We start from the raw sequence: 20820 nt of genomic DNA, 5'->3' as shown, positions 1-20820 counted from the left end.
GCTACCCGTGCATCCCCGCCGGCCCGCCTCCCTGCCAACATCTCAGTCATGTTCCGTTAGTCGCGCTCCGTACCCGGGAAGTTCCCGACGGTTGTGCGATCAGGATCGGACATACCGGTCCCGCCGCAGGTCGTGGGGATATCCAAGAATCTCTTCATCCGTGTGAACCAAATCTGGTAGTGGAGCGACTACCTTCAGACACGAACCCCCCGACGACCGCGCGGATGGAGCTGGAACGTGACGCAGAGCCGGGAGATCACACCTCCGCCGAACGGACCAGCCGCGCCGCGCCAGCGCAACAGCTGGGCGGTCGTGCTCACCGCGGGTCTGATCTCCTTCCTCGTGATGTTGGAGATCAACGTCGTGCACGTGGCGCTCCCCGTCATCCAGCGGGAACTCGGGACCACCCAGGGGGTGACGCAGTGGGTCGCGGTCGGCTACCTGCTGCCGGCGGTGATCCTGGTGCTGCCCTGTGGGCGCTGGCTCGACCAGATCGACCGCAGGACGGCGTACGCCTTCGCGGTCGGCGGTTTCGGGCTCACCAGCCTCGCCGCCGGCCTGGCCCCGGGCATCGAGACCCTGATCACCGCCCGGGTCCTCCAGGGCGTCTTCGCCTCGTTGATCTTCGCGATGGCCCCCGCCCTGGCCGCTCTCGCGGTCCGCGCCGACGCGCACGGGCGGGCGATGAGCGTCATCGCCACCATGGGACCGCTCGGCGCGATCACCGGCCCGTCGCTCGGCGGCCTCCTGCTCGACTCGATCGGCTGGCGCGCGGCCTTCCTGGTGGTCGTGCCCGTGTGCGCCGTGGTACTCCCGATCGGCCTCCGGACGATTCCCGCCACCGGCAAGGCGTTCCGGCTGCCGGACCGGGAGTGGCTGCTGGCCGCCGGACTGATCGCCGTGGCGGTCGGCGCCCTCCTGGGCGGCATCTCGCTGGCCCCGGACCGGGGCCCGGCCTGGCTGCTGCTGTCGCTGCTCGCCGTGCCGGCGCTCCTGGCCTGGCACCGGCTCGGCACCAACCGGCCGGTGCTGGACCTGCTGCGGACGCGGGACATCTCGATGGCGGCGCTCGCGATCGTGACCGGTTCGCTGGGGTACGCGATGCTGGCGTTCGTCGTGCCGTACTTCCTGCTCCAGGTGCTCGACACCAGCGCTGCCGTCGCCGGGCTGACGGTCCTGGCCTACCCGCTGGCCATGGCGGTGTTCGCGCCGCTCGGCGGCACCCTGGCCGACCGCTGGGCACCGGGTCCGGTGGCGCTCGTCGGGGCTCTCCTGGTCGCGACCTCGGTGCTGCTGGTCCAGCCGCTCGCCAGTGACTGGAGTCCGATGGACCTGGCCTGGCGGCTGGCGGTCGGCGGGGCCGGCACCGCCCTGTTCGGCGGGCCCGTCCAGGCCATGGCGATGCGGGCCGCCCCGCGCCCGCTCGCCGCGACCGCCGCAGGCACCCTCCAGTCCGGGCGGATGCTCGGCTTCACCCTCGGTCCGGCCGTCGCCACGGCCGTGTGGGCCGCTTCCGACCACTCGGTCCCCGGCATGAGGAACGCCCTGACCACCTCGCTGACCATCGCCACGCTCGCCGCCGCCGTCCTCGCCGCGGGTCTGCTGCTGACCGCCCGCCGAACCCGGCGCGCCGTGGCGCCCGCCGCCGCCGAACCGATCGAGGTGATGCCCCAGAAGGCTCTGGACTGACCCACCGGCATTTGTCTCCACCGTGGAAGGACGCAATTCGATGGACGTGATCGGGGTCGGCTTCGGCCGGACTGGCACTCTCTCCCTACGGGCAGCTCTCGTGCAGCTCGGCTTCGACCCGTGCTACCACTTCGCCACGCTCTTCGAGAAGCCGGACCAGGCCAAGTACTGGCTGGCCGCCGCGGAGAACGATCTCACCTCGCTCCGTACGGCACTCGAGGGGTACCGCGCGACCGTGGACTGGCCCGCTACCTCCTTCTGGCGCGAGCTGGTGCAGGAGTACCCGCACGCCAAGGTAATCCTGACCACCCGCGACTCGACCGTCTGGTACGAGTCGATGGAGAGGACCATCCTGAGCATGCTGCGGCACGGGAAGCAGACGGGCGCGTTGGTGGCCAACTTCCCGCACCTGCCCGCCGAACAGGTCGTCCAGACCGCGACCCTGGTCGGCCACCGGGTCACCGTGCCCCTCAGTTTCGACGGCCGGGTCGACGACCGTGACCACGTCATCGCCTGCTACGAGCGGCACAACGAGGCGGTCCGCCGGGAAGTGCCCGCCGATCGCCTTCTCGAGTACCAGCCGGGTCAGGGATGGGAGCCGCTCTGCCGGTTCCTCGGCGTGGCGGTGCCGGACAATCCGTATCCGCATCTGAACGAACGTCCCGCTGCACTGCGCGGCCCCGACAGCTGACCGGTCGGCCCGGATGGACGCGACCCGGCGCGAGTTCCGCCGCCGGGTCCCGTCCATCCGGCACTCCGGGCGGGGCGGGGGACGATCACCGGCAGCGGAGCTGCCGTCTCCGCCCCGGCACCCGGCCTCGTCCGTCGGCGCGACCGGTGGACACCCCCGCACCGGACCACCACCGACAGACCCCGCCAGCGTGACCGCACCGCCAGCAGGGTGACCGCCGAAGCAGCTGACCGTTCCGAGCGGAGCCGGCAGCGGGGAGCCCCACCGCGTCCGAACGGATCCGCTCGACTCGGGCACGGGCGGCGCTCGACCCGTTCATCCGAGACTGGGCACACCACCCCGGGCAGGACAGCCCGACCGGCTCCTTCCCGGCCCGACCGCCGTCCGGCCCGGCCGTCAGGTCCATGTCGATGGCGGACCGGACGAGGAACGACCGCCGCCTCCACCGTCGTTCCTGCCCTCGTCCCACCCCGCTGAAGCCCTCGACAGCGGTCCCCGCCGCGCCCGGGCGACATCTCAGCACATTCTTCAACTGATTGATGGCGACATTTCGCGACGCCGCCCGCATTTCCATCATATTGATATATTTCATTTTATATCGGGCAGTCGTTGATGACCTCCAAATGGTTCCCTCTGACATCTTCAGCCATGGGAACATCGGACACTACCGGCGTCGCACAGCGGCGCGCCACCGAGGATCGCGAACGACTCGGGCCGCAACGACGCCAGCGGACGGCAAAAAATGCGAGCAAAGTGCAGCAAAGGCGGCACGCTTCGTGCAACGTTACTGGGCGAACATTCGATTTGGGCGATGATGTGAAAATTCCGTCAGCCCATTCAAGGTCAATAGGTGAGTGATTAACTGGTGTTGGGGCGTTACATTCCCTTGGGGGATGACTTCGCCTGACAGATGGACCACCGGTTCGGCGCGAGCCAACCCCATCGATAGACTCGCGTCGATACCAGAGGAGAGCGGATGCACAAAGTCAAGCGGCGGGTGCCGTGCAGCCACGACCTCCGGTCGTGGCCTCACCCGCCGCACGGGGGCAGCACTCCGAACAGGCGGGACGCCGTTGGGACGACGGCAGGGAAGGGGCTTTTCCCGGCCTCGGACCTCGCTGCGCATCCGTCCGGCTCGACGCGGCGACACCTTTTCCGGCGCGACCACCGGCAGGCCCGGGGCGACACCATCGTTGTAGGTAAAGGTGCCTGATCACTGAGGATGGCCGGGGGTCGAACCGCCATCCCGCCAGTCGACGATTCCCCGTAGAACCAATCTGCGAAGTAGGCCATTGCCTCGTTCCTGATCTGAGGAGACAGGCATGCGGTACCGCATGGCACCGTCGTGTCGACATCGCAGGAAAAAGAATTCCCCGATCTGAACCGATCGCGGCCGGTGCCGCCCGTGCCATCGGTTACGCGGGGCGGTCCGATCGGCCATCATCCGCGCCGCGACTTCCTTACCTGGAGACACCGATGACCTCAGAAAATCCCTATCCGCTCTACGGGCCGGAGTTCAAACGCTGCCCGTACACCACTTACCAGCAGCTACGTGACAAAGGCGAGGTCCACCCCGTCGAGTTTCCCAGCGGAGTGACCGGCTGGCTCGTCACCGGCTATGACGCGGCGGTGCGTACCCTGACCGACCCACGACTCGGGAAGAACCACGACCTGGGTAACGACGCCTGGCGCAAGCTCGCCGCCATCATGCCGGAGCCGCAGCACTCGCAGCTCCAGGTCCACCTGCTGCACCAGGACCCGCCCAAGCACACGTTCATGCGGCGGTTCGTCACCGAGGCGCTCAACCCGCGACGCCTCGAGGCGCTCCGGCCGCAGTTCCAGGCCATGGCCGACGAACTCCTCGACGACCTGGCTCCGGTCGGGCACGGTGACCTGGTCGAGAGCTTCAGTGCCAAGTTCCCGTTCCTGGTGCTGAGCACGGTGATCGGCCTACCGCCCCACCTCGCGCGGCGATTCCGGCGGGAGTGGTGCCGGGTGGTCCAGCCGGTCGGTCCCAAGTCGCCGCACCGCGCGCACTACATCGGCCTCCTGCACGGCCTTCAGGCGTACATCGCCGAGGTGGAGGCGGACCGCCGGGCCGACCCCGGCGACGACCTGCTCTCCAGGCTGGTCGAGGCGAACGACGACGGCCGGTTGAGCAACGAGGAACTCGCCTCGATGATCTTCCAGCTCCTGGTGGCCGGCCAGGAGCCGATGACCAACCAGATCAACACCGCGATGGTGGCCCTGCTGACCCACCCGGAGGCCCTGGAGCGACTGGCCGCCGATCCGGCACTGCTGCCCCGCGCCGCCGAGGAGCTGATGCGATACGACAGTGCCTTCGAGCTGACCACCTGGCGGTTCTTCGCGGAGGACAGCGACCTCTTCGGCACCCGTATCCCCGCCGGTGACTCGGTCATCGTCTCCCTCGCCGCCGCCAACCGGGATCCGGCTCGCTTCGAGCGGGCGGACGAACTCGACCTCGATCGCTCACCGAACCCGCACATCGCCTTCGGGCACGGCATCCACTTCTGCCCGGGGGCCGGTCTGGCCCGTACGGAACTCCAGATCGCGCTGGAGACGATCCTCCGGCGCCTGCCGCACCTGAAGCTCGCCGCGGAGCCCGACGAACTGGGCTGGATCCCGGCCGTCCTCGGCCGGGGCGTCGAACGCCTGCCGGTCACCTTCACGGCGACTCCCTGACCCGTCCACCACCATCCCACGCGGCCGACGCCGTCGGCCGTGCGCGAGCGCGCGCTTTTCCGAGCCACCGGGCCACCCACGCCCGGTCACCGATGACCGCGGGCTCGGACCCCTCCCCTTCCGTAGCGTGATGTCAGCTGGGAGAAGACCATGCCAAGCTCCACCCGATCCGCGCCGCAGGACCACACCAGCGCCGAGCTGATCTCGAACGTCATCCTGCGGTTCCTCCTGCCGCACCGCCGGTCGGAGGCCGGCGAGCACGAGCACACCGACTGCTTCGCCGAGCAGCTCAGCGCGATCCGACACTTCGTCGACCGGCAGGAGCCCATCCTGTTCACCCTGCCGGCCTTTCCCTGCAAGTCGCCCAACCGGCGCAAGGTCCTCGGTCACCTGCCCGACATGGGCGAGCTGCTCTCCCTGCAGTTCCTCAACCAGCTCTGCGACCAGGTAGCCAAGGTGCACACCCCCGGCGCGCGGATGCTGCTCTGCAGCGACGGGCACGTCTTCGGCGACCTGATCCGCGTGCCGGACGACCACATCACCGAGTACGGCGACGAGATCCAGGCGATGGTCGAGCAGTACGGACTGTCCCACATCGAGGCCTTCAGCCTCCAGGACGTCTACGCCGGTCACGACTACGACGGCAAGCGCAAGCTGCTGACCGAGCAGTACGCCCAGTCGCTGGAGAGCCTGCGGGACGAGGTCCGTTCCGACGACAAGACGCTGAGCCTCTACCGGGGGATCACCCGTTTCCTGGTCGAGGACGTCAGCGAGTGGCACGACAGCAAGGCGGCGCTCCAGCGGGACTGCCGGCAGCGGGCGTACGGCGTGATCCAGCGCAGTCGCGCCTGGGGCGACCTGATCGCCGACCACTACCCCGTGTCGGTCCGGCTCTCCATCCACCCGCAGCCCTGCGGGGCGGCGAAGTTCGGCATCCGGCTGCTGGAGATCCGGGACATGTGGCTGACCCCCTGGCACTCAGTGGCGGTGCTGCGGACCGACGGCCGGTTCGCGCTGATGCCCCGGGTCGAGGCCGAGAAGATCGGCAAACTGGTGTACCGGGACGGCCGGCCGAGCCACTTCGTGGTTGACTCCTCTGAGTGACCACTGTGGAGCCGACACCGTGGGGCGACGACCGCCCGCTGGTCGAACGCTACCGGACGATGCTGTTCGACCTGGACGGTGTGGTCTACCGCGGTGCCGCCGCGGTGGACCACGCCCCGCCGGCCCTCGCCGACCTGGTCCGGCACGGGCGGGAGCGGATCTTCGTCACCAACAACCCCTCCCGGACGCCACCCGAGGTGGCCGCCCTGCTGGACCGGCTCGGCGTCCCGGTGCCGGCGGAGTCGGTGGTCACCTCGGCGCAGGTGGCGGCCGCGATGGCGGCGGCCACCGTGCCGGCCGGGTCCCGGGTGCTCGCGGTGGGCGGGGCAGCGGTGCTGACCGCGCTGCGCGAGGAGGCGTTGACCCCGGTCCGCTCGGCTGCCGACGACCCGGTGGCCGTGGTCCAGGGGTCGGCCCCCGAGGTCGACTGGCGGCAACTGGCCGAGGCGTCCTACGCCGTCGCCCGGGGGCTGCCCTGGATCGCCACGAACATGGACCTCGCGGTGCCCCGGGAGGGCGGCATGGCACCGGGCAACGGCGCACTCGTGCACGCCGTGACGCTGGCCACCGGACGGGTGCCGCTGGTGGCCGGCAAGCCGGAACCGGCGATCTTCGGGTACGCCTGCCGGCGCGGGCCGGGTCCACACGTGATGATCGGGGACGGGTTGACCACCGACGTCGAGGGTGCCCGACGCAGCGGTCTGGACAGCGTGCTCGTGCTGACCGGGGTCACCTCCGTCGACCACCTGCTCGACGCGCCGCCCCCGCACCGGCCGACGCACGTCGTCACCGACCTGCGCGGTCTGTTCCGGGCGCCACCGCCGGTGCGGGGCGCGGACGACCGGTACGCCTGCGGCCCCTGGCGCACCCGTCGGGAGGGCGACGACATCGTCCTGACGGGTGGCCCCGGGGACCCGGCCGACGGCGTACGGGTGCTGTGCCACGCGGTGTGGGCCGCCCGGGACGAGGGACGTCCCGCCCTCGTCGCGGCCGGCTCCCGGGAGCTGCTGCGGCCACGGCGCCGGGAGAGCCTGCGGACGTGATCCCGACTCGTGATGGAACCGGACGGGCACGAGGAACGACTCCTGATCGTATGGCCTGAGTAGAGGAGTTCCGAATGCCCCGATGGTCCGGCCCGGCCGGCCTGGTGATCCGACAGGTGGGAGCGGCGGCCGCCGCCATGGCGGTCGTGCTGGCGGTCTCCGCCACCCCGGCCAGCGCGCACGCCCGCCTGGTGGACACCTCCCCCGCCAAGGACGCCACCCTCTCGTCTCCGGTGGAGACGGTGGAGTTCACCTTCGACGACCGCGTCCGGGACGAGTTCGTCACGATCGTGGTGGCCGGACCGCAGGGGCGGTCGTACCTGCGGGGCGAGGTCGAGGTCGACCAGTTCCGGCTACGCCAGCCGGTCTATCCGACCGGCTCCGGTTCGTACCGGGTCGCCTGGCGCGTGGTCGGCTCCGACGGGCACCCGGTGCAGGGCGAGTTCCGCTTCCAGGTGACCCTGCCGGCCGGTCAGGAGCCGGCGGTCCTGCCCCCGGCCGAGGCGGAGGACGGCCCCACCTCGCGCTCCGGCACACCCTGGGTGCTGCTGGCCGGCGGGGGGCTCGTGCTGCTGGCGGCCGGCGTGGCGCTGGCCTCCCGCACGCGCATGCCCCGGCGGCTGACCAGGAAGCTCCCGAGGTGACCCGGATCGAGCAGCGCCCGGCCGACCCCTCGCTCACCGTCCGGCGCGACTCCGGCCCGGCCCGGCTCGTCGCCGCGACGGCGGCCGTCGGGTCCGTGGTCCTCGCCCTCGCGCTCTGGTACGGCGGCGGCACGGACCGCGAGCAGATCCTCGGCCTGCCCGACGGTGGCGCGTTCACCGCCTGGGCGCTGCCGGTCGCCCGGACCCTGAGCTACGTCGGGGCGGTCCTGACCGTCGGCTGGACGGTCGCCGCGGCGTTCCTCCTGCCCGGCCTGGACCGGCTGGTCGGTCCGGTCGGGTACCGCCTGCTGCGCCGGGCGTCCTGGACGGCGGCGCTCTGGCTGGTGGCGACCGTGGTCGCGCTGCCGCTGACCGCCTCCAGCCTGCTCGGCAACCCGGTCGACCAGGTCAGCACGGTCACCGTGTTCAGCCTCGCCATGTCGGTGTCGCAGGGGCAGGGCCTGGTCATCGCGGCGGCCATGATCGCCGTGGTGTTCGCCGCGACCCGCTGGGTGATCACCCGCACCGGTGCCGCAGTCACCGCCCTGCTGGCCGTGGCGGCGACCCTGCCGGTGGTCCTGACCGGCCACTCGGCGGGCTCCGGCAACCACGCGATCGCGGTCAGCAGCGTCGGGATCCACACGGCGGCGGCGGCCCTCTGGGTCGGTGGCCTGGTCGCGCTGCTCACCCTTCCCAATCACCGTGACCTGCCCCTGGCGGCCCGGCGCTACAGCACGACGGCGCTCTGGTGCTTCGTGCTGATGGGGCTGAGCGGGATCGCCAACACCGCGATCCGGCTGTACCGGCCCGACGAGCTGTGGAGCACCCGGTACGGCACGCTGGTGCTGGTCAAGAGCGTCGTGCTGGTGGCGCTGGGCGCCTTCGGGGCCGCACACCGGTGGCGTACCCTGCCCCGGCTCGCCGCCGGCGGGGCGTGGGCGTTCCGCCGGCTCGCCGCAGTCGAGGTCCTGGTACTCGCCGGGATCGTGGCCGTCGGGGTCGCCATGTCCCGGGCCCCCTCGCCGGTGACCGTCGACCCGGCGGAGCCGGACGTCTACACCGAACTCCTCGGCTTCCCGCTGCCTGCCGCGCCGACCGTGGCCCGGCTGCTGGGCCAACCGGTCCCGGACGCGTACTTCCTGCTCATCGCCGTGATCGGCGGGGGCCTGTACCTCACCGGCGTACGTCGACTGCGGCGGGCCGGCCGGGTCTGGCCGACGGCCCGTACGCTCTGCTTCCTCGCCGGCATGCTGGTGCTGGTGGCGGTGACCTGCCTGGGCTTCGCCCGGTACGCGGCGGTGACCCACGCCCACCACATCGGCCAGCACCTGGCCCTGCTGGTGGTCGTCCCGCTGCTGGTCTGCGGCGGGGCGCCCGGCGCCCTGGCCCGGGCGACACTGCGCTCCGGGCCGACGTCCGACCTGCCCGGGGCCCTCCAGTGGTGGGAGACGCTGCGCCGCAGCGGCCCGGCCCGGGCCCTGGGACACCCGGTCAGCGCGGTGGTCGCCTTCGTGGCCTGCCTCTACCTGCCCTACTTCGCCCCGGTGTTGAGCTGGCTGATGCAGCGGCACGTCGGGCACCTGGGGATGCTCACCGCGTTCCTGGCCGCCGGTGGGGCGGTCGCCACGGTGCTGCGCCACCGCCCCCGTCGGGTCGGCGGGGGCGTCCTGGCGGTCGTCACGGCGGCGCTGCTGCTCTTCGCCCTCCTGGTCCGGCGCAGCGACCGGTTGCGGTCGGCCGAGTGGTTCGACCTGGTCCGCACGGGCTGGGCACCGGTCCCGGCCGTCGACCACCGGTACGCGGCCTGGACCGCGCTGGTGGCGGCGGTGGTGCTGACCACGGCCGGGCTCGCCCTGCTCGGGCGTTCCGCCGACGCGACGACCGGCGCGGACCGGCCCACAACGGCCGGCGCGGACCGGGTCGCGACGACCGGTGGCGACCCGCACGCGGTGCCGAGCGCCGACGACTCCCCCACGGTGACGGTCGGCGACGAACGCGCCGGAGCCGGTGGCGGGGACGGTCCGCGGCGCTGAGCACAGCGGCTTCCCGTCGGGTGGCGCGCGGACGCGTCCCCGACGGGAAGCCGGTGTGGTGGCGGGGCGGCTGTCAGCCCGGCTTGACGGCGGTGTAGACGCCGTAGTGCATGACGTCCTTGTCGTACGCCTGCTTCATCAGCGGCACGGAGTTGAGGAAACGGAAGATGTCCGCGCCCTTCGCCCGCACCAGCTTCCAGACGTACGAGGGGTCGCGCATCAGCGGCTTGACGATGTCGGCCGACAGCGCCCAGGTGGCGCGGACGTGCTCGGTCCAGTCGGCGGTCCGCACGTCGGCGTAGCCCAGCTCGCCGCAGAGCCTCGCGTAGTGCTCCAGCGGCAGCACGTGCGAGATGGCGAAGTCCCGGTAGAGCCGGCGCAGCAGCTTGACCTCCTTCGGGTCGAGCCGGTCGTCGCGGCTGGTCCAGGTGGCCACCACGAGCCGGCCGCCCGGCTTGAGGATGCGCAGGTTCTCCGCGAGGTAGGCCCGCTTGTCCGGCATGAGCTCGCAGCTCTCCATCGACCAGACCACGTCGAAGGTGTCGTCCGGGTAGTCGGTGTGCATGGCGTCCAGCACCCGGAACGACGTGCGGTCGGCGACACCCGCCCCGGCGGCCTTGTCGGTGGCCCGCTTGACCTGCTCGTGGCTGAGGGTGATGCCCTCGACGGTGCAACCCAGGTCGGCGGCGAGCATCACCGCGGACGCGCCGATCCCGCAGCCCGAGTCGAGCACCTTCGCGCCCTGCGGGATGCCGCCGAACCGCATCAGCTCCTGGGTGGTGCGCCGCTGCGCGACGTCCCGCGACACGTTCGGCGCGTCGAGGTCCCAGTAGCCGTGGTGGATGTGCTCGCCCCACAGGTCCTCGTAGAGGTCGACGAGCTTGTCGTAGTGGTCGCGCACGGCCCGGTGCAGATCCTCGACCGAGCCCTCCTGGCTCATGCCGGTGTCGGTGGTCTGGGTGCTCACGTGGCGCTCTCCTTGTCGCGAAAGGGGGTGGTTCAGGCGCTGGGAACCAGGCGGGCGGCAGAGCCCCGGCCGGCGAAGTCGGTGACCTGGCCGACCAGGATCGTCAGCCGGCGCATCAGTCGGGCGTCGGCGCGGATCGCCGCGTCCACGTCCTCGACGGCGGCCAGCTCGATCGAGTTGACGGCGACCGCCATCGGCGTGACCCAGCCGCGCAGCGACGTCACGGTGGTGCGCAGCGCGGCGACCGCGGTCGCCGCGCCGTGCTCGCTCCAGCCCACCGCCGCCGAGCCGACCACCTTCCCGTCGAGGTAGGCCGGTCGGTCGGCGGCCAGGTCCTCCAGGTGGTCCAGGGCGTTCTTGAGCAGTCCGGACATGCCGCCGTGGTAGGTGGGCGACACGACGATCAGGCCGTCGGCCCGGCGCACCGCGGCCAGCAGCGCGGCGGCGGCCGGCCGGCGGTGCGGGGCTCCGGGCTGATAGAGCGGCAGGTCCAGGTCCGCCGCGGTGAGCACCGTGCAGCGGGCACCACGGTCGGCGGCGAGGTCGGCGCAGGCGCGCAGCACCCGCTCGCTCACCGACCCCGGCCGCAGCGAGCCGCCGAGCAGTGCCAGCTCCACGGCGGTCACGGAAGCGGTCCGGCGGCCACCATCGCGGCCACCTGGGGACGCTGGAGCTTCCCGCTGGAGGTCTTGGGCAGGGTACGGGGAGCGACCACGACCACCTTCCCGGGGCGTACCCCGGTCAGGTCGCTGACCGCGCGTTCGACGGCGCGGGCGGTCTCGGCGGCCCGCTCGGGATCCCGGTGGGCCCGGCTCTCCACCACCAGCACCATCCGCTCGGTGCCGCTGCGCGGGTCCGGTACGCCGACCGCCACCGCGCCGCCCGCGCGCACCCCGTCGACGGTCTCGGCGGCCCGCTCGAAGGTCTGTGGCTGGTAGTTCCGCCCGGCCAGGATGATCAGGTCCTTGCTCCGGCCGGTGACGTAGAGCTCGCCGTCGAGCAGGAAGCCGAGGTCGCCGGTGTCCAGCCAGCCGTCGCGCAGTTCGAGCAGCGGGTCGGCGGGACCGTTGAGGTAACCGGTCATCATCGACTCGCTGGCCACCAGCACCCGGCCGACGTGCCGGTCGGGCAGGTCCACGTGGTTGCCGTCGGCCACCCGGACCTTGGTGCCCGGCACCGGAATGCCGGAGGAGACGTAGTGGTGGGTGTCCTCCGCCGACTCCGGTGCCAGCGCCCGGCCCTGCGCGGCCATCGCGGTCCGGGAGACCGGCTCGCTCCGGGGCGGGGTGCCGACCGGCGAGAACGTCGCGGCGAGCCCGAGCTCGGCCATGCCGTAGCAGGGCCGCAGGTGCTCCGGGCGGAAGCCGAGCGGCGCGGTCACCGCCAGGAAGTCGCGCAGCGTGCCCGCGTCGACCACCTCCGCCCCGTTGAACGCCGCCCGCCAGCAGCTCAGGTCCACCCCGGTCAGGTCGACCTTCCGGGCCAGCGCGGCGACCAGCCGGTACGCGAAGTTAGGCGCGGGCGAGATGGTGGCCCGGTACTGGTGGATCAGCCGCAGCCAGCGGTCCGGCCGGGTGCCGAAGGCCAGCGGACGGATCAGCACCGACGGCAGGGAGAGCAGGAACGGCGTCATGGTCGCCCCCACCATGCCCATGTCGTGGTGCAGCGGCAGCCAGCTCGCCATCACGTCGTCGGCGTAGAACGGCCCGCCGAGGCCGATCGCGGAGGCCGCCGCGAGCACCGCGCGGTGGCTGAGCACGATGCCCTTCGCCGCCGAGGTGGTGCCGGAGGTGAACTGGATGAAGGCCGGCTCCTCCGGCCCGGCCGCCAGCACCGGGTCGGCGACCACCCCGTCGCCGAACGGCGGGCTGATCACCGCGACGTCCAGACCGGCGAGGGCCTCGACGGTGTCCTCGCGCAGTTCCTCGTCGCAGACCAGCACCTCCGGCTGCGCGACCGCCACGATGTGCCGGACCCGGTCCAGCCAGAGCTGCTTGCGGCCGGCGCTCAGCGGCGGTTCCAGCACCGACGGAACGGCACCGAGCAGTTCCGCCCCGAACAAGCCGGCCAGCAGCGGGGCCGAGGTGTCCAGGCAGAGGCAGACCCGGCCGCCCCGGCGCAGCCCGGCCGCGGCCAGGGCCGCGCCGGCGGCGTGCGCCCGGTCGAGCATCCCGGCCACCGTGATGCGCTGGTCGGCCTCGGGCTCGTCCGGCAGGTAGTAGGCGACCGCGTCGGGTTGCCGGCGCGCCCGCTCCACGAGCGCGCCGGCCACCGTGCCGGCCGGGGTGAGCCGGGCGATCCCGACGGCGGGGTTGTGGGTGTAACCCCGCCGGTCGGGGTGGATCGCGAGGTCGGGGCCTGTGCCGCTGTCGATGCTCATGATGGGCTCCGATGGGGTGGCGAACGATCAGGGAATGACGAACGGGAAGTCGTTGCGGCCCATCTCCCGGGCCGCGTCGATCACCGCGTCGCAGATGGCGTCCACGTCGGCGTCGGAGTGCGCGTCGCCGGTGTAGAACATCGGCATGCTCAGCGTGTAGACGCCGCGTTTGCGCAGCATCAGGGTGAGCACGGCCGGGCCGAGCGGGTTGGCCGCCGCGCCGAAGTCCCGGTAGGTGTCGTAGGAGTCCCGGGCGGTGAAGCCGAAGGTGCCGGCGAAGGCGCCGAAGCCGAGCAGCCGCAGCGGGATGCCGGTCTCGGCGCGGAAGTCCGCCAGCCGCGACTGCACCCGGGCTACCTTGGCCTCGGTCCGCTCGTAGAACGCCGGGCCGGCGTCGCGGAGCATGCTCAGCGAGGCGTACGACGCGGCGATCGACAGGTGGTTGCCGGAGTGGGTGTTCACCACGAAGGTCTTGCTGCCGATGTCGGTCAGCGGCATCCCCGAGGTGTGCGCCACCTCCAGCAGTTCCGCCTTGCCGCCGATGGCCGCCAGCGGCAGGCCGAGACCGGAGACGACCTTGCCGTAGCAGTGCAGGTCGGCGGGGATGTCGAAGTGGCCGGCCGCGCCCGCGGTGCCGAACCGGAAGCCGGTGAGCACCTCGTCCAGGATGAACGGGACGCCGAGGTCCTTGCAGCGGTGCGCGACCTCCCGCAGCTCGGGGATGGTCTGGTCGGTGAACGGCCAGGACTGGCAGGCGGCGTCGGCGATGACGCAGGCCAGCTCGTCGGCGTACTTCTCGACCAGCTTGCTCGCGGCGGCGGCGTCGTGCGGCAGGATCAGCATCTCCAGCTGCGGCACGCCGGTGAAGGCGGTCAGCGGCTCGATGCCGTCCGGGCCGATCTCCGGGAACGGGTTCACCTTCGGGTGACCGTGGGCGAAGAACGAGGTGTTGTGCGCGGCCACGTCGCCGGTGCCGTGCCAGCAGCCCTCGAACTTGGCGACCAGCCGCTTGCCGGTGTACGCCCGGGCCAGCCGGGTGGCGATGGCGATGGCGTCGGTGCCGGAGTTGAGCAGGGCGAACTTCTCGCAGTGCGGGACGAGTTCCTTGAGCAGCTCGCCGAGCTTCAGTTCGAGCGGGTTGAGGTAGCCGTTGCCGGTGCTGCGCAGCGCCTGCTCGCGGACGAACTCGACCACCTGCGGCGGGTTGTGCCCGAACAGCGACTGCCCGCCGAAGCCCAGGTGCGAGTCGAGGTACGTGTTGCCGTCCACGTCGGTGAGCCGGCTGCCCTGGGCCTCGGCGACCCCGAGCGGGAACATCGGGGCGTGGAAGGGCAGGAACACGTGGTTGGTGACCACGTGTTCCCGCACCTCCTCGGCCAACGCCAGGGAGTTCTGCTGCCGCTCCGTCAGCTCGGCGAAGAGGTCACCCACCCAGGGCTGGGACATGACATCGGCGAGGATCTCGGCCGGGGTACGGGTGTCGGGGGTGGTGTCGGCGATCGTCATTGGCGTTGGCCCATCCGTGTTTCGGGGATTTGAGTGGTCAGGCCGGGAGCACGAACGGGAAGCCGTGCTTGTCCAGTTCCCGAGCCGAGTCGAGGACGGCGGCGAGGAGTTCCGCCACGTCCGCGTCGCTGTGCGCGTCGCCGGTGAAGAACATCGGCAGGCTGAGGGTGTAGATGCCGCGACGACGCAGCATCAGGGTCAGCATGAACAGGCCGATCGGGTTCACCGCGCCGGCGAACTCCCGGTAGTCGTCGTACGACTCGCCGGCGACGAAGCCGAACGAGCCGATGAAGTCGCCGAAGCCGAGCAGCCGCAGCGGGATACCGGTCTCGGCGCGGAACTCGGCGAGCCGGTTCTGCACCGTGGCGACCTTGGCCCGGGTCCGCTCGTAGTAGGCCGGGCCGGCGTCGCGGAGCATGCTCAGCGAGGCGAACGAGGCGGCCAGCGAGAGGTGGTTGCCGGCGTGCGTGGTCTGCACGCAGGTCTTGCGGCCCAGGTCGGTCAGGGGCAGACCGGTGGTCTGCATGTGGTCGACGATGTCGGCGCGACCGGCCACGACGGACAGCGGCAGGCCGAGTCCGGTGACCACCTTGCCGTAGCAGTACAGGTCGGCCGGGATGTCGAAGTGGCCGGCGGCGCCGGAGAGGCCGTACCGGAAACCGGTGAGCACCTCGTCGAGGACGAACGGCACCCGCAGGGTCCTGCAGCGCTCCGCAACCGCCTTGATCAGCGGGACGGTGTGCTCGGCGTACGGGAACGACGAGGAGACCGCCTCGCCGAGCACGCAGGCCAGCTCGTCGCGGTGCTTCTCGATCAGCGCCAGCGCGGCGGCGGTGTCGTTGGGCAGGATGAGCAGCTCGGTCCGGTCCGCCGGGGCCACGCCGGTGAGCGCGGGCATCGGGGCGATGCCGTCGGCGGTCACCGCCGGGAAGGGCTGCGTCGGGTGGCCGTGGTACCAGAAGGCGGTGTTGTGCGCGGCCAGGTCGTGCACGCCGTGCAGGGCACCCTCGAACTTGGCCACCAGCCGGCGGCCGGTGTGCGCCCGGCAGAGCCGGATCGCCGCGCTGGTGGCGTCGGTGCCGGAGTTCAGGAAGGCGAACTTCTGGCAGTGCGGCAGCATGTCCTCGAGCAAGTCGACCAGTTGCAGTTCGGTGAGGTTGAGGTAGCCGTTGCCGGTGGAGCGGCCCAGGTGCTCCCGGACGTGCTCGACCACGGCCGGCGGGTTGTGCCCGAACAGCGCCTGCGCCCCGAAGCCCAGGTGCGAGTCGAGGTACGTGTTGCCGTCGATGTCGGTGATCCGGCTCCCGGACGCCTCGGCGACGACCAGCGGGAACTGCGGCGCGTGGAACGGCCAGAAGACGTGGTTGGACGCGGCGCGCTCCCGGACCTGGCCGGAGACCTCGATCGACTGGCGCTGACGCTCCCCGATCTCGGTGAACATGTCGATCACCCAGGACTGGGTGAGCAGGTCGGCGACCAGGTTCTCGGTCGGGTTGGGGGTGGCCATGTGCCGACTCCGTTTCTCGGGTTTCTCTGTGTGGGCAGGCGGCGGAATCAGAAGCGGACCAGGGCGGATTCCATGGTCAGGCCGGGTCCGAAGGCCATCAGGACGCCGTACTCCCCCGGCTTCGGGCGGGAGGTGCGCAGGATGTGGTCGAGGATCAGCAGGACCGTCGGCGAGGAGCAGTTGCCCCAGGAGTTGAGGATCTCCAGCGACGGGCGCAGCGCCGCGACCGGCAGTTCCAGCCGCGCGCCGACGAAGTCGATGATCTTCGGGCCACCGGGGTGGATGCCCCAGTGCGTGATGTCGCCGACCGTGAGGCCGTGCGGCTCCAGGAGCCGGCCGACGAAGGGCCGGATCGTCTCGGCGAGGTAGACCGGCACGTACGGCGAGAGCGTCATCCGGAACGCGTCGTCCATGACCTTCCAGGTCATCGCCGCCGAGGTCTCCGGGTGGGTCTCGGTGTGCGTGCCGAGGACCACCGGCCCCTCGACCGCGTCGACGTCCCCCGGCACCGCCTCCAGCAGCAGGGTGGCGGCGGCGTCGCCGAAGAGGCCGGTGACCACGACCTGCTCCTTGGTCGCCTCGGGACGCAGGTGCACCGAGCAGACCTCGGCACAGGTGACCAGGGCGAGTTCGTCGGGGCGGCCGGCAAGCGAGTCCAGGGCGACCTTCAGGCCGTTGAAGGCCGCGTAGCAGCCCATGTGGCCGACGAAGGTCCGGCGCAGGTTCTTCCGCAGACCGAACTCCTTGGCCAGCAGCATCTCCGGGGTCGGGCCCGCGTAGCCGGTGCAGCTGACGAAGGTGTAGCTGCCCACCCGGTCGGTGTCGACGTCGTCGAGCACTCCGCCGACGGTCTGGCGGCCCATCGCCAGGACGCCCTGTTCCCAGGCCTCGATCCGGGCCTGCATGCCGGGCCAGCCGTCGCCGTAGTGGGCCTTCGGGGGCCAGAGCAGCCGGCGCTGGTCGACCTGGGTGCTCATGAAGAGCTTCTCGGCGTCCGGCACGTCGAGGTAGAGGCCCTTGTAGAAGGAGTCGAACATCTCCCGCTGGGAGATGGCCGGGCCGGCCTGCGCGGTGCGCAGGCCGACGATCCGCGCCGACCGGGTCGGCTCTGTCGCGGTGATCATCCGGACACGCTCCCGGACTCGACCGCCTCCCGGATCGCCTTCACGAAGCCGCCGGTGACCTCGTCGCTCTCCTTCTGGGCGAACGGCTCGATCAGGACGACCACCACCCGCGCGACGTCGACGGACGCCTCGGAGCGGGTGTCGATCTCCAGCACCTGCTCGTCGGGGGTCGGGCCGTCGGTGATCCGGAACGTGCCCCAGGAGCGGAAGTTGGACTCGCCCACCGGCTCCCAGGTGATGGCGTCCGGGTCGGAGGTGTCGAACCGGGCGGTGTACTCCGGGGTGAACCGGACGACCCCGTTGGAGACCTCGGCGAGCCGGTAGTGGTAGAGGTCGTCGCCGACCTGGGACAGCTCCTCCACGCCCGGCATCAGCCGGCCGGTGCCCACGATGTCGAGCATCGTCTTGCGCAGCTCGTCGCGGCTGGTGCGGATGACCGTGTCGCGCCTGGTCTTGGTCCTGATCCAAACCATGTGTCAGCTCTCCTGGGACTTGACGGCCTGGCCGATGTAGCTCACGGCGGTGGACGGGGTGAGGTGGAAGGGGCCGACCGCCCGGCCGCGCAGCGTGGCGGGGACGAGCCTGTGCGGTGGCGCCACGGGTTCGAGGCCCTTGGTCTCGGTGAGGCTCAGGCCGTGCTGGGCGAAGACCGCGCGCAGTTCGTCCGGGCGGATGAACATCTTCCAGTTGTGCGTACCCGGATAGATGATCTTGAGAATCTTCTCGGAGAGCACGATCGCCTTCAGGTAGCTGGCCACCGTGCGGTTGATCGTGTCGAACACGACGATGCCGCCGGGACGCAGCACCCGGGCGATCTCGGCCACCGCGCCGGGCAGGTCGTGCAGGTGCTCCAGCACGTCCGAGACGACCACCAGGTCGACCGCGCCGTCGGGCTTCGGCAGTTCGTACGCCGAGCCGACCTGGTAGTCGACGGTCACGCCGCTGGCCGTGGCGTGCCGGCGGGCGGTCTCGATCGAGCCGGCGGAGAGGTCCACGCCGGTGACCTGGTAGCCCAACGCGGCCATCCGCTCGGAGACCAGTCCGCCACCGCAGCCGATGTCGAGCACCCGCACCCGCGAGCGGTCCTCGCCGAAGGCCCGCCGGGCGGTCGCGTCGAAGTAGGCCACCCGGGCCGGGTTCATGTCGTGCAGGGCGCGCAGCGGGCCGCTCGCGTCCCACCAGGAGTCGCCGACCTCGTGGTAGTACTCGTTGTCGATCGCGACGGCGTCCGGGTCGAGCGCGGCCAGGTGCCGGTCGTTGCCCGCCATCACACCCACCTCGGGGTCTCGTCCGGGTCGATGCCGAAGGCGGCCTTGCCGACCAGTTCCCGGGCGAGCGCTCCGGGGACCGGGGCCGGGGTGGCCTTCAGGTCGTGCCAGATCTGACCGATCCGCGCGGCGGCGTCGGCGTCGACCAGGTCGTACGCGGCGGAGACCACGGCCTCGGCCTCGCCGGCCACGAACAGCCCGGCGGTGCACGCCTCGGCGAGCGCGGCGGCGTCGTCCCCGACGGCCCGGCCGGCCTGCCGGTCCAGCAGCGCGGTCATGGTGTCCAGCGACCCGCGCATCCGGGCCACCGCGAACTGCGGGCCGGGCTGCCGGGCGACGTCACCGAGCTGCCGCACCCGCTCGACCGCGACCGCGTACGCCCGTTCGGCCAGACCGAACTGGACGGCCGCGTGGTGCAGCACCGCCTCGGCCCGCCCCGCGGCCAGCGCCGCGCCGAGGGCGAAGGCCGTCGCCCCACAGCCCCCCGCGAGGGTACGCAGCACCTGCCGCCGCCCCGCGCCGTCGCCGTCGGCGGCGGCGATCACCCCGGCCGCGTCGAGCGCGGCCAGGTTCTCGGCGACCAGGTCCCCGGCGTCCACCCGGCCGGCCCGGCGCTTCTCGAAGTCCGCGGCCAGGTCGGCGGCCGCCCCCACACCCGCGCTCGACATCGTGGCCTCCCCGTTGGTCGTCGTGGTCATCCGGCTCACCCGACCCAGCGCGGCTCGGCGAAGATCGGCACGTCCAGGGCCAACTTGCCGGCCCACTCCAGGACGACGTCGGTGGCCGGCGGCACCAGCAGGCCGGCGACGACGTCCCGGTACATCCGCTGGAGCGGGTCGCTGGAGGCCAGGCCGGATCCGCCCTGCACCTGCATGCCGAGGGTGACCACCTCGTGCGCGAGCCGGGTGACGGTGGTCTTCATGACGCTCATGTCGATGTAGTGCCGCAGCGGGTCCACGTCGTCGTGCTCGGCGTGGACGGCGGCCTCCAGGTGAGCCCGCGCGGCGGCGACCTTGGCGGCCATCTCGGCGACCTTGAACTGGATGCCGGGCAGGTGCGCGTTCGGCTTGCCGATCACGCTGATCACCCGCTGCTGCTGGGTCCGCACCACGTGGTCGAGGGCCGCGCGGGCGATGCCGACGAAGCAGGAGGCGAAGCTGCACCAGGCCCAGTGCACGCCCGACATGAACAGCAGCGGCAGGTTGCCGAGCTCCCCCACCATCCATTTCTCGTCGATGAAGAGGTCCTCCAGGGCGAGCGAATGGCTGCCGGTGGCACGCATGCCGGCGGCGTCCCACTCGGCGGTGACCCGCACGCCCTTCTCCGGCTTGGGGATCAGGAAGGCCATCGGCTGGGGCAGGCCCCGGTCGTCCATCATGGCGGCGGAGAGGAAGAGGTGCGTCGCGCCCGGGAAGCCGGTGAAGAAGCCCTTGCGGCCGTTGAGGACGTAGCCGCCCTCGACCTCTTCGGCCCGCGTGGTCGGGTGCCACCAGTTGCCGCCGACGCCCGGCTCGCTGAAACCGCCGGAGATCACCGCGCCGTCGCGGACCGCCCGGCAGGCCCACTCGGCGCTCGGACCACCGAGGCGGGCGATCATGGCGAGGCCGTGCACGTGCATGTTGACCGCGAACGCGGTCGACGCGCAGCCACCGGCGAGGATCTGCTGCGCCTCGCACAGCTCGGCCAGGCTGGCCCCGTCGCCACCGAACTCCGGTGGCACGGTCATCGCGGTGTAGCCGGTGCGGACCAGCTCGGCCATGTTCTCGTGCGGGAAGCTGAGGTCCCGGTCGTGCCGCGCCGCGTTCTGGGCGAACGTCGGCGCCAGCTCGTGGGCCAGGGCCACGTAGTCGGTGCGGGTGGCGGCTGCCGTGCTCATCTCTTCTCCTCCCCGGCGACACCGGAGCGCGCCAGCAGCTCCGCCATCGATCCGACGCTGTCCACCTCGGAGGACATCGCGTCCTCCAGCCAGCGCAGGAGGTCGAAGTCGGGGTACGCGTCGCGGATGCGGGCGGCCAGCTCGACCAGGTCCAGCGAGTCGAAGCCGAGGTCCCGGGTGATCGACGACTCGGGCCGGATCTCCTCGGGACGCAGGGTCGGCTTCACGGCGACCAGGTCGTCGACGAGCGTCCGCACGTGTCCATCGAGACCGATCATCGTCCCT

At 71.8% G+C, this 20820-nt stretch carries 18 protein-coding genes; 7 read left to right on the top strand and 11 right to left on the bottom strand.

The genetic code is table 11. The annotated features are described in order from the left end of the window. Nucleotides 1–237: 237 nt before the first annotated feature. The 7 genes from ACIBJE_RS06525 to ACIBJE_RS06495 all read left to right on the top strand — a co-directional run bounded on the left by ACIBJE_RS06525 (nt 238) and on the right by ACIBJE_RS06495 (nt 9907). Nucleotides 238–1689, top strand: coding sequence for an MFS transporter (locus tag ACIBJE_RS06525; RefSeq protein ID WP_396743884.1), 1452 nt, complete (start codon nt 238–240; stop codon nt 1687–1689). Between the two features lie 40 nt (nt 1690–1729). Then, complete coding sequence (locus ACIBJE_RS06520; RefSeq protein ID WP_396743881.1) at nt 1730–2380, top strand: sulfotransferase family protein; 651 nt, start codon at nt 1730–1732, stop codon at nt 2378–2380. Between the two features lie 1476 nt (nt 2381–3856). Beyond that, entirely contained in the window at nt 3857–5083 is a 1227-nt protein-coding gene (locus tag ACIBJE_RS06515) for a cytochrome P450 (protein WP_396743878.1), read from the top strand. A gap of 150 nt (nt 5084–5233) precedes the next feature. Continuing rightward, a complete protein-coding gene (locus ACIBJE_RS06510; RefSeq protein WP_396743875.1) occupies nt 5234–6187 on the top strand; it encodes an L-tyrosine/L-tryptophan isonitrile synthase family protein in 954 nt (317 codons plus the stop codon). After that, nucleotides 6184–7230 carry an HAD-IIA family hydrolase gene (locus tag ACIBJE_RS06505; protein WP_396743872.1) on the top strand — a complete coding sequence of 349 codons (1047 nt, stop codon included), beginning with the start codon at nt 6184–6186 and terminating at the stop codon, nt 7228–7230. The genes ACIBJE_RS06510 and ACIBJE_RS06505 overlap by 4 nt, the downstream gene beginning before the upstream one ends. A gap of 74 nt (nt 7231–7304) precedes the next feature. Next, nucleotides 7305–7874, top strand: a complete 570-nt coding sequence (locus ACIBJE_RS06500) for a copper resistance protein CopC (protein ID WP_396743869.1) — start codon at nt 7305–7307, stop codon at nt 7872–7874. Next, nucleotides 7871–9907, top strand: coding sequence for a cytochrome c oxidase assembly protein (locus ACIBJE_RS06495; protein ID WP_396743866.1), 2037 nt, complete (start codon nt 7871–7873; stop codon nt 9905–9907). The genes ACIBJE_RS06500 and ACIBJE_RS06495 overlap by 4 nt, the downstream gene beginning before the upstream one ends. 73 nt (nt 9908–9980) lie before the next feature. On the opposite strand, the gene ACIBJE_RS06490 is transcribed toward ACIBJE_RS06495, so the two are convergent. From ACIBJE_RS06490 to ACIBJE_RS06440, 11 genes are read right to left on the bottom strand one after another with little or no spacing between them, the layout of a single operon-like run. After that, nucleotides 9981–10874: a methyltransferase domain-containing protein gene (locus ACIBJE_RS06490; RefSeq protein WP_396743863.1), complete on the bottom strand. Its 894-nt coding sequence runs from the start codon at nt 10872–10874 to the stop codon at nt 9981–9983. 32 nt (nt 10875–10906) lie between these two features. Continuing rightward, nucleotides 10907–11500 (bottom strand): NADPH-dependent FMN reductase, encoded by a 594-nt coding sequence (locus ACIBJE_RS06485; RefSeq protein ID WP_396743860.1) that lies wholly within the window; start codon nt 11498–11500, stop codon nt 10907–10909. Beyond that, nucleotides 11497–13254 carry an AMP-binding protein gene (locus ACIBJE_RS06480; protein WP_396743857.1) on the bottom strand — a complete coding sequence of 586 codons (1758 nt, stop codon included), beginning with the start codon at nt 13252–13254 and terminating at the stop codon, nt 11497–11499. Before ACIBJE_RS06480 ends, ACIBJE_RS06485 begins: the two co-directional genes overlap by 4 nt. Nucleotides 13255–13281: 27 nt before the next feature. Further along, on the bottom strand, nt 13282–14760 hold the full coding sequence (locus ACIBJE_RS06475) for an aminotransferase class III-fold pyridoxal phosphate-dependent enzyme (protein WP_396743854.1): 1479 nt from the start codon (nt 14758–14760) through the stop codon (nt 13282–13284). Between the two features lie 37 nt (nt 14761–14797). Further along, nucleotides 14798–16267 carry an aminotransferase class III-fold pyridoxal phosphate-dependent enzyme gene (locus ACIBJE_RS06470; RefSeq protein WP_396743851.1) on the bottom strand — a complete coding sequence of 490 codons (1470 nt, stop codon included), beginning with the start codon at nt 16265–16267 and terminating at the stop codon, nt 14798–14800. A 47-nt stretch (nt 16268–16314) separates the two neighbouring features. Beyond that, the gene (locus ACIBJE_RS06465) at nt 16315–17391 is read right to left on the bottom strand and encodes a type III polyketide synthase (RefSeq protein ID WP_396743848.1); all 1077 of its coding nucleotides are present in this window, start codon (nt 17389–17391) and stop codon (nt 16315–16317) included. Continuing rightward, nucleotides 17388–17864 carry a hypothetical protein gene (locus ACIBJE_RS06460; RefSeq protein WP_396743845.1) on the bottom strand — a complete coding sequence of 159 codons (477 nt, stop codon included), beginning with the start codon at nt 17862–17864 and terminating at the stop codon, nt 17388–17390. Before ACIBJE_RS06460 ends, ACIBJE_RS06465 begins: the two co-directional genes overlap by 4 nt. A 3-nt stretch (nt 17865–17867) precedes the next feature. Beyond that, complete coding sequence (gene ubiG / locus ACIBJE_RS06455; RefSeq protein ID WP_396743842.1) at nt 17868–18659, bottom strand: bifunctional 2-polyprenyl-6-hydroxyphenol methylase/3-demethylubiquinol 3-O-methyltransferase UbiG; 792 nt, start codon at nt 18657–18659, stop codon at nt 17868–17870. Next, on the bottom strand, nt 18659–19357 hold the full coding sequence (locus ACIBJE_RS06450) for a hypothetical protein (RefSeq protein ID WP_396743839.1): 699 nt from the start codon (nt 19355–19357) through the stop codon (nt 18659–18661). Before ACIBJE_RS06450 ends, ubiG begins: the two co-directional genes overlap by 1 nt. A gap of 5 nt (nt 19358–19362) precedes the next feature. Further along, entirely contained in the window at nt 19363–20535 is a 1173-nt protein-coding gene (locus ACIBJE_RS06445) for an acyl-CoA dehydrogenase family protein (protein ID WP_396743836.1), read from the bottom strand. Beyond that, nucleotides 20532–20813, bottom strand: coding sequence for an acyl carrier protein (locus ACIBJE_RS06440; RefSeq protein WP_396743833.1), 282 nt, complete (start codon nt 20811–20813; stop codon nt 20532–20534). Before ACIBJE_RS06440 ends, ACIBJE_RS06445 begins: the two co-directional genes overlap by 4 nt. Nucleotides 20814–20820: the final 7 nt, after the last annotated feature.

Source organism: Micromonospora sp. NPDC050187 (assembly GCF_044459745.1).
Classification (GTDB): Bacteria; Actinomycetota; Actinomycetes; order Mycobacteriales; family Micromonosporaceae; genus Micromonospora.
Note: the sequence above shows the minus strand (reverse complement) of the source record. Positions and strands in the feature narration are given on the sequence as shown.